This window comes from Marinobacter sp. (genome assembly GCF_014859525.1).
Lineage (GTDB): Bacteria > Pseudomonadota > Gammaproteobacteria > Pseudomonadales > Oleiphilaceae > Marinobacter.
In genome coordinates, this window is the sequence record NZ_JACUUB010000037.1 from 19308 (window position 1) to 28159 (window position 8852).

Sequence of the window (8852 nt, forward strand, 5' to 3'; positions counted from 1 at the left end):
ATTCGGGTTCTCCGGTCAGATTCGACGGTTGCGGAACAACAGCAGTGCGCCAGCCAGGGGGATGGCGCACCAGAGGATGAGGCCCAGCCAAAGGCCGCCGGCACCGATCGGCAAGTCGGAGCCCAGGCTGAGTACGCCGCTGAGCTGGGCACTGTCACCGAAGGCGACGATGTTGAGCAGGCGATAGATGTCGGTGGGGTTGAGCATCAGCAGCCAGGGCAGCAGATCGGGGTTAAATTTGCCTTCGCTGGCGACCAGCGTGCCCAGCAGCATCAGATCGAAGATCAGCACGAAGAAAAACCAGATCGCCAGGGCCATGCCGGCGGCGACCGGTTTTTCGCTGACGCGCACGCTGACCAGGTATGCCAGGGCGATAAAGCCCCAGCCCAGCAGGATGGTGGAGCCGATGAACCGACCCATGGCGACGGCCAGCGCGCCAATGGCAACGTCTTCCACCAGCAGGGCAATGGCAATGCCGGCCACTCCAAAACCGATCAGGGTGGCCAGAGCCAGGGTCAGGCCGTGGCCGAGGAATTTACCGAGCAGGAGCTGGCTCTTACTGAGCGGATAGGTCATCAGCAGCAGCAGGGTGCCACCCTCTTCTTCGCCCACGATGGCATCGTAGGCGAGCAGCAGGGCGATCAGGGGAATCAGGAAGATGCCCAAGCTGGCAAGGCTGGCAATGGTGGCGGGGGTGGAGGCATAGCCCACCTGCCCCGAGGCGGCGGCACCAAACCAGGCAATGCCCAGGGCCAGGGTGGCGAACACCAGAGAGATGGCCACCAGCCACCGGTTACGGAAGCTGTCGCTGAGCTCTTTGCGGGCAATGGTCCAGATCGCGTTCATTGACTGCCTCCCCGGTGGGCCAGGCCACCCGAGCCAATGAAGTGGACGTAGATATCTTCCAGGCTCGGTTGGTGGATGCCCAGGTCTGCCACTTCTCCCGAGTTCAGCAGTGCGTGTATCAGCGCCATTTTTTCCTTGGGTTTTACATCGACCTGCAGTCGACCGTTGTTGCTTTTCATCATCATGAAGCCTGCGCCGTCGATCGCCTTCTCCAGTGCCATCATGGTAGTAGCCGGTTCCACGGTTAGTGTGACCGGCATATTGGCCTGTTGACGCAGGGCCGGCAGATCACCAACGGCTTTCAGGGTGCCATCGGTCAGGATAGCGGCGCGGTCGATGTAGGGCTCGACACCCGGCAACACGTGAGAACACAAGACAATTCCCGCGCCGTCATCCCGCAAGCGCCGCAGCAACCGGTACAAATCGGCCGTTGCCACCGGGTCCAGACCAACCGTGGGTTCGTCCAGCATCAATAGCTTAGGCTTGCCCAGCAACGCTTGAGCCAGGCCAAGGCGCTGGCGCATGCCCTTGGAGTAGGTCTTGGTGCGGGCATCCATGGCGTCGTCCAGCCCCACCTGCTCCAGCAACTTGGGCACCTGCTTAAGGCTAGCCCCTTTGAGCCGGGCAAAATGGCTGAGAATTTCTCTCCCCGTCAGCTGGGGATAGAACATCACGTTTTCCGGCAGATAGCCTATGTGCTGGCTTACGTGAGGATCACCGGCTTCGCCACCCAACACGGAAACCTTGCCCTGGGTCGGTTTCATCAAACCCAGAATGAGTTTGATCGAGGTGGTTTTACCCGCCCCGTTGTGGCCAAACAGTCCGAGAATTTCCCCCGGCTCCAGCCGCAAATCCACGCCGTGGAGCACCGTTGCCTTATCGTAGCGGTGGCTCACATTGTCCAGTCGAAAGCAGTTCATCGGATCTCCGATTGCAGGTGTTCGGGAATTCGCATCAAGGGATGGGGATCACTCACCCCGGCAGACTTCACCACCGGGAAGGCATCCTGCACCCAGCGCAAGGTGTCCACCGCCGGGCTGAACATCAGCACCCGAGCTTCCGGGTACTTCCACAACAAGCGGTCCACGTTGTCATTGGGCTCGTAGGGCACATCACCGATTCCATCCTGATTACGATCCCAGCCCAGGTAATCACTCCAGAAATTGCCACGCCCATCCTTTGCCCAGGACTGGGTGCGGGTAGCCACATACTTCACCTGCCGCTCGTTGTTCACAAAGGCATTATCAAATACCTCGTTCTGCTCGGAACCGGCGGTCAGATGAATGCCGATGTTGCTGTTGGCAAACAGATTGCCCTCGAAGGTGTTGTACAGCGAGTTGTAGATAAACACCGCCTTGCCCTCACCTCCGGCGATCATCACACCGCCGGTCTGCCCTTGAGATACCCCGGTCACCACATTGCCCTTCAGGGTGGAGTTGGTGATGAAGTTCATCAGAATTCCGTAATTCTCATCGTTCTCCGACCGGTTATTCACCACCGTCAGATACTTGCTCTGCATCAGCGCATAACCCGTGCGCGTGCCCCGGGTGACATTGCCCTCCAGCAAATTATGCATCGAGTACATGTAGTGGATGCCATAACGCAGATCCGTCATCACGTTATTGCGAATCCTGTTGTTATTCGCCGTCTCGATATAAATCGCATCCCGGGTCTGGCGGATGTCATTGCCCTCAATCAACGCCCCGGTGGTATTGAACAGATGAATACCGTTACCCCGGTCCTGAGACCGAAGGCTGGCCTCCCCGCGTATCTCGTTATTCCGAACAATCACATCCGGCGTCGCATCCAACCAAACCCCAAACGCCGGCCCCTGCAACCGGTTGTTCTCGACCACCGCACCCCGCGCCTCCCGAGCCACAAACACCCCGGCATCCAGCTCGTTCAGATCCTGCCCCCAGTTGCGCAACGTACACCCGGAAAACGTCACCGCCTCCGCCAGAATCGCCACCCCATGCCCCGCCCCACCGGCATCAATCACCGAATCGTCAGCACAGGACACAGAAACGCCGGGCACCCGGATAACCAATGGCGGAAGCTGCTCGGAAGGAAGCTCGAACGATGCGCCTGGCTCCAGGGCATCCAGCTGATCTTGCAGGTTGGCACTTGCGGTCAGCGAAATCAGAGCGACTGACAGGGCCACCCCATAACGCAAAAGTTGATACATCAATCGTTCTCTGAGCGATGAAAGTTTTCGAATCCCCGACCCCAAGGTCCGGCAATCCGAGAGGAGACTGCTTTCCAAAACTGTGCGGAGCCATGGATGGCGGAGCCCAAGCGCCACATGGATGTGCCGAAGGAGCGTGTTTTGGAAAGCAGTCTCCTCTTGGATTGCTCCTCCCAAGCTAATGGGAGGAGCCGGGACTCAGAAAGAGCCCCGAAAAAGAGAAGGTCAGGCCTTCTCGACCAACATGCGACCACCCATCTCCATATGCAGCGCATGGCAGAACCAGTTGCAGTAGTACCAGTACACGCCTGGCTTACCAGCCGTAAAGGTCACCGACGCCGTCTGCTGCGGGCTCACCTCCATACTCACGCCATGGTTCACCATACAGAAACCGTGAGTCACATCCTCGATGGAGTCCAGGTTGGTCACAATCACCGTAACCTCATCCCCCTCCTTCACCTTGAATTCCAACAATCCGAACTGAGGCGCAATCGAGGTCATGTACACCCGCACCTTGTTGCCATCGCGGATCACCTTGCTGTCAGACTCAAGTGTGATGCCGTCTTTTTCCGCCTGGGCACGGGTAGGCGCGAAGTATGGATCGTTGCGGTCCCAGATCTTCTTGGGCCGGATCTGATCGCGGCGCACCAGAATGCAGTCGTGAGGCTCCGCAAACGCCGGGCCATCGTGAACCAGCTTCATCTGCTCACCGGAAATATCAATCAGCTGATCGTTCTCCGGATGCAGCGGGCCAACGGGCAGGAAGCGATCCTTCGAGAACTTCGACAACACCACCAGCCACTTGCCATCGGCATCCCGCGACTCCGTCAAAGAAGCGTGGTTGTGGCCCGGCTGATAGTGCACATCCAGCTTCTGGCGGATGTAATTCACGTTCTCACCGTTGTAGTGCTTAATGGCATCGGCAATGTTCCATTTCACCACCTGGCTATCGATAAACAGCGTGGTGTAGGCATTGCCACGGCCATCGTAAGTAGTATGCAGCGGTCCAAGACCCAGCTCTGGTTCCGCCACAATCGGATCGCGATCGCCGATCTTGTCATCAAACAGATCGTCCAGCCGGTCAATGGCAATTATAGAAACGGTCGGCGACAGCTTGCCCGCAGCAATGAAATACTGGCCGTCCGGAGAAGTGTTCAGGCCGTGCGGGTTCTTCGGCACCGGAATATAACGGGTTAACGCCGAGCCTTTGCGGCCGTCAACCACTGGCACCTTGGAATCACCGATGGTCTTGAAGTTACCGGCTTTGACGGCCGCTTCAATGCGCTCGACATTGAACACCACAACCCAGTCGCGGTCGTTGCGCATGGTGCCCGCCAGGTCCACAGCCTTCTCGGAGTTGTAGCAGGTGGAGGCAGCGTACTTGCCGGTGAAGTCGGCGTCGGTGTTGTCCAGGTTGCCGTCGACAATCACCTGCCAGGACACTTCCATGGTTTCCGCGTCCACTGCGGTGAACATGGTGTAGCTGTTCTCCATGCTGTAATCGCTGCCATCGTTCGGCTGCGGAATCACAAACTCGGCGTTACAGAATACATAATTGGTGCGGGGCACCTTCTGCAGGCGTAGGCCGTGAATCGCCTGCACATTCGGGATGTGCGTGATCTTGTCGGTCTTGAAGATATCCAGACGGATACGGGCAATGCGGCTGTTGGCCTTGTCGTTAATGAACAGGTATTTGCCGTCGTAACGACCGTCTTCCATGGACACATGTGGATGGTGACAATCGCCATTCGGATACAGCTTGTCCCGACCCAGAATGTCCTTGCTTTCATCGGTGATGCCCCAGCCAGTGGCGGAATCAATGTTGAACACCGGAATCCGCATCAGCTCGCGCATGGAGGGAACGCCCAGAACGCGCACTTCGCCCTGATGACCACCGCTCCAGAAGCCGTAGTACTCATCCAGCTCGCCCGGCCCTACGTGCGCCTTGTTACGTGCTTCCTGCGCGGCGGCCGCGAATGACTCGCGAGTCATCATTGTGGTGCCAAGGCCCGTCGCGCCGGCTACGCCAGCCAGGGCTGCGGCGCCCATAAAGCGACGGCGGCTCAGACCACCTTCGGAAACCTCCGGTGTACCTTTGCTCAGATCATCTTGTTTACTCATAGCTCCAACTCCGTTATTGGTTATGGCGGTTTTCGCTTCTCATGGCGTTTTATTGGTACTGCTCATTTCACCTGTACCACGGGAATTTCCTCCGGGTGGCCCGGTGCATTGTGACCACGGCGCTTGCCTCGACGTTTCACGATCAAAGGCGGGCATTTGTGGTCATCGAAATAGGTCATCTGGCAATCCAGGCAGTAGTGGCATTCCATGTAATTGATGTGCCCGTCCGGGTGGATAGCCTGAACTTCGCACTCGTGGTCGCACAGGCGGCAGGGATTGCCGCACTCTTTGCGGCGTTTGAGCCAGTCGAACACCCGCAACTTGGACGGCAGTGCCAGGGCGGCCCCAAGCGGGCACAGATAGCGACAGAAGACTTTGCGGGTGAACAAATTGACCACCAGCAGCAACACCGCGTAGGTCACAAACGGCCAGGTACGATCGAATTTGAGGGTAATAGCGGTTTTGAAGGGTTCCACTTCCGCCATTCGCTCGGCAGTGGCCAGAGAGTCCAGAGAAACACCGAACAGCACCAGCAAGATGATGTACTTGATCGCCCAGAGGCGCTCATGCACAGCAAACGGCACGGTGTACTGGGGCACCTTCAGTTTGCGAGCAATTTCGTTGGTCAGTTCCTGCAAGGCGCCGAACGGGCACAGCCAGCCGCAGTAGACTGCCCTACCCCAGAGCACCACGATACCGGCCACCACGGACCAGAGAATGAACAGCATCGGATCAATCAGGAAGGTTTCCCACCGGAAGCCACTGATCAGGCTGTTTACAAAAGTCAGCACGTTAACGATCGACAGCTGCCCCAGCGCATACCAGCCAATAAAGAACAGGGTGTAGGTCAGAAATGCGTGGCGAATCCAGCGCATCATCCGAGGCTTTTGCACCAACCAATCCTGGAAGAAAAGGATGAACATCAGCACCCCAATGCCCAGACCAATGACGATGATCTGAAACTGCTTCTGGTACCAGACCTGGACCCACAATGGCTGCTCTTCCAGCCATTCTTCCTGGGTCAGCTCTGGTTCTGCACGGGTGTAATATTTGTCTGGCAGTTGGTACTCCAGAGGGAACACCGCAAACTCACTATCAAGCGGACCAGTCTGGCGCTTGACGGTCAACTCGAGCGACCAGGGCTCACCGGGGTCAAAATTGTATTGCTGACGGATGATGAAGATCGCCATTTCCGGCAGACGGGGCATGTCGCCCAGATACACGTCGCTCAGGCGATGGTAGTCAAGATCACGAAAGTTAAAGGTGTCGCCGAACTGGCGAACCTGCAAACGATCAAAGATACCGCCACGAACATAGCCTGAACCACGAAAGGAGTATGAGCCGGTTGCCAGCACGGCGATGGCATGTTCGCCCTCTTTCAGCTCAGAGATCAGCCACTGGTATTGGCGGTCGCCCAGTAGGTTACGACCAATGGTGGGGGCATCCAGATAGGCTGCGTAGAGATCAATCAGAGCGTTATCACGCTGACCGGGGGCGGCGGTTTCGAAACCTTCAGCGGGGCCGCCAGCAAAGGCATCGTCAACCTGACCACGAGTCAGTAGCATCCGGCGAATAGAGCCATCACCCGTCAGTTCTGTCCAGGAGCGGGGACGAAAATTGTCTTTATCAACTTCAGCCATCGGTGGGCGTTTGCCGACACCGGCACCTTCGACCAAGCCAAGCTCGCCACCGATGCGGTGCGCGGTGCGCATGATGACTTCGTTAATCACCATGACGGTAACCGTAGCCCCGGAAAGGCCGTCCACGGCAATTCGGCGTTCGCTTGATTTACCTCCCACCGTGACCCGCTGGTCGGCTTTGAGGCCAGCGTACTGGTCGGTAAATTCGTGCATCTTGATTTCGGGGATGCCGATCAGAAGAATCGGCTCGTCGTGATGAATCACCCGGGCACCCTTAATTTCGCCTTCGGTGTCGAGCACGACCATGGCGTTCAGAGGCTTACCCGAATAGGCCGGGGTTTGCACAAAATCAAGGGTCTGATAGCCGTAGCCCACCAGTTCGTCGCCGGCGTACAGTTGCTGAATGGCGCGATTGTCTTCACGCGGCTGGAAGCGGGTGACGGAGGGAATGGCGACCTGTATTACCTGGCGCCCGGCGACTGGCTCATACTCGCTCAGCGGCCGGGTGCTGGCTGACGCAGCACTGGCCAGAACCGTCAGTGCGATGAAAGCTAGGCGGATTACGTTGAACACTCAAACCCCCAATCCACTTGGAATACACAATGGGCGAACCAATATTAATTTAAGTAAAATGCCTCTTTTTGGCAGAACTGCGGGCTAATATCCGCAGCGTAAAACCGCTACCCGAAGTTAACCACCTGCCCCGACTGGTCCAGCGGCAGGTAATTTCCCAAATTCCCCATTCGGATGCTTTCGACCATCATAGTGAGCGGCTGCTGCGCTTCATCGCTGCTGAGTTCGATCCCGCCCCTCCCTGACATGGCCGCGACAAAGACCATGTCCCAGTCTTGTCCGGTAGCGCGGGATTCTTCGGCCAGAGCGTTAAAATCGGGAGCCTCGTTCGGCGTTTTGTCCACGCAAATCACCGGGGTCAGCGCCCCTCCCTCACCGCGATTAAAAGTTTCCCGCTCACTGGCTGAGGCATCGTCCGGCAGTTCGGCTTTGCAGAATACAAACAGAAAGCGCTGGCCTTCGGGCTCCTGCTGGCTGGCCTGAACAAGATCCTGGTAACTGCTGATCATAAAAATGCCCCTGACTTGGCGAGAATTAAAAAAAGGGCCCGGAGGAGGCCCGGAAGCTACTGACTGATTGCGATCAGCCGCTGAGGATCAGAAATAAACAGTTTGCTGCGATTAACCCTTACTAAGCCGTTGGCTTTGAGATCAGCTAAAATGCGGGAGAAGGTCTCAGGCTGCATGGCCAGGCGCGAAGCGACCAGACATTTGGGTAACGGTAGTTCAACTTCGCCGCTCTCCTGTCCGCCGTTTGGCAGCAGGTCGATCAAATAGCGAATCAGGCGGTCACGGGCACTCTGAACGGTCATGATTTCAAGGTCGTGGAATCGGGTAACGGCGCGCATGGCGTAATGGCGAAGTGCGGCCTGGGCGTATTCCGGGTGCTGGTTAAGCAGTTCCTGATAGGCTTTGACCGGGATCATCAGCACTTCGCTGGATTTGAGCGCTTCGGCGTAGCAGGCATACCTTGGCGGATCGGCGTAGATCATGACTTCGGCGAAGCAGTCGCCGGGGGCGATGCTGTCGAGGGTTCTGTCGATGCCGGAGGAATCCAGGCGGTAGAGTCTGAGGCGGCCACTGATCACAAAGAAGAAGTGGTGCGCGGGCCTGTCCTGGCGGTAGAGCAATTGGTGGTGGCCGAGGCGCAAGCGCCGTGACTGCTGGATGAGATGGTCCAGGTCGTGGGCTTTGAGGCTGCGGAACAGGGCGTGGCTGCGGAGTTTTTCCAGGCCATCTTCTTCGTCAAGGGGTTTGTTGACGGCGACGAGTACGGGTTTGGTGTATCGGCTTTCGGCGCTGTGGGGGATGACCATGGGTGTATCCTCTCTGCATATTCATGCATTCAATATCTTGTTTTAAATAGTAGAAGGATGCTGGTGAAAAATCGCTCCCCCGATGGGGGTATAAGGCGGGTTCTTGTTGAGTAGTTGACTTAACTCAATTATTCGCTTTGCTAACTAGCTTCGTATTTTGAGCACAGTTTGG

Annotated in this window: 7 protein-coding genes; all 7 read right to left on the minus strand. The window is 57.3% G+C overall.

From position 1 onward, the window contains the following. Positions 1-15 precede the first annotated feature (15 nt). Positions 16-846, minus strand: coding sequence for an ABC transporter permease subunit (locus IBX51_RS09310; RefSeq protein ID WP_291830901.1), 831 nt, complete (start codon positions 844-846; stop codon positions 16-18). Next, entirely contained in the window at positions 843-1766 is a 924-nt protein-coding gene (locus IBX51_RS09315; protein WP_291830902.1) for an ABC transporter ATP-binding protein, read from the minus strand. Before IBX51_RS09315 ends, IBX51_RS09310 begins: the two co-directional genes overlap by 4 nt. Further along, positions 1763-3031 carry a nitrous oxide reductase family maturation protein NosD gene (locus IBX51_RS09320; protein ID WP_291830903.1) on the minus strand — a complete coding sequence of 423 codons (1269 nt, stop codon included), beginning with the start codon at positions 3029-3031 and terminating at the stop codon, positions 1763-1765. The genes IBX51_RS09315 and IBX51_RS09320 overlap by 4 nt, the downstream gene beginning before the upstream one ends. Before the next feature lie 225 nt (positions 3032-3256). Then, a complete protein-coding gene (nosZ, locus tag IBX51_RS09325) occupies positions 3257-5152 on the minus strand; it encodes a TAT-dependent nitrous-oxide reductase (protein WP_291830904.1) in 1896 nt (631 codons plus the stop codon). A gap of 62 nt (positions 5153-5214) precedes the next feature. Then, positions 5215-7365: a transcriptional regulator NosR gene (gene nosR, locus IBX51_RS09330; protein WP_291830905.1), complete on the minus strand. Its 2151-nt coding sequence runs from the start codon at positions 7363-7365 to the stop codon at positions 5215-5217. 107 nt (positions 7366-7472) lie between these two features. Beyond that, entirely contained in the window at positions 7473-7874 is a 402-nt protein-coding gene (locus tag IBX51_RS09335) for a ribonucleotide reductase subunit alpha (RefSeq protein ID WP_291830906.1), read from the minus strand. A 56-nt stretch (positions 7875-7930) separates the two neighbouring features. Next, complete coding sequence (locus IBX51_RS09340; RefSeq protein WP_291830907.1) at positions 7931-8680, minus strand: Crp/Fnr family transcriptional regulator; 750 nt, start codon at positions 8678-8680, stop codon at positions 7931-7933. Positions 8681-8852: the final 172 nt, after the last annotated feature.

What these genes read in the sequence shown, in the direction of transcription:
- IBX51_RS09310 (WP_291830901.1), bottom strand. Translation starts at nt 846, where the DNA reads ATGAACGCGATCTGGACCATTGCCCGCAAAGAGCTCAGCGACAGCTTC.
- nosZ (WP_291830904.1), bottom strand. Translation starts at nt 5,152, where the DNA reads ATGAGTAAACAAGATGATCTGAGCAAAGGTACACCGGAGGTTTCCGAA.
- IBX51_RS09320 (WP_291830903.1), bottom strand. Translation starts at nt 3,031, where the DNA reads ATGTATCAACTTTTGCGTTATGGGGTGGCCCTGTCAGTCGCTCTGATT.
- IBX51_RS09340 (WP_291830907.1), bottom strand. Translation starts at nt 8,680, where the DNA reads ATGGTCATCCCCCACAGCGCCGAAAGCCGATACACCAAACCCGTACTC.
- IBX51_RS09315 (WP_291830902.1), bottom strand. Translation starts at nt 1,766, where the DNA reads ATGAACTGCTTTCGACTGGACAATGTGAGCCACCGCTACGATAAGGCA.
- IBX51_RS09335 (WP_291830906.1), bottom strand. Translation starts at nt 7,874, where the DNA reads ATGATCAGCAGTTACCAGGATCTTGTTCAGGCCAGCCAGCAGGAGCCC.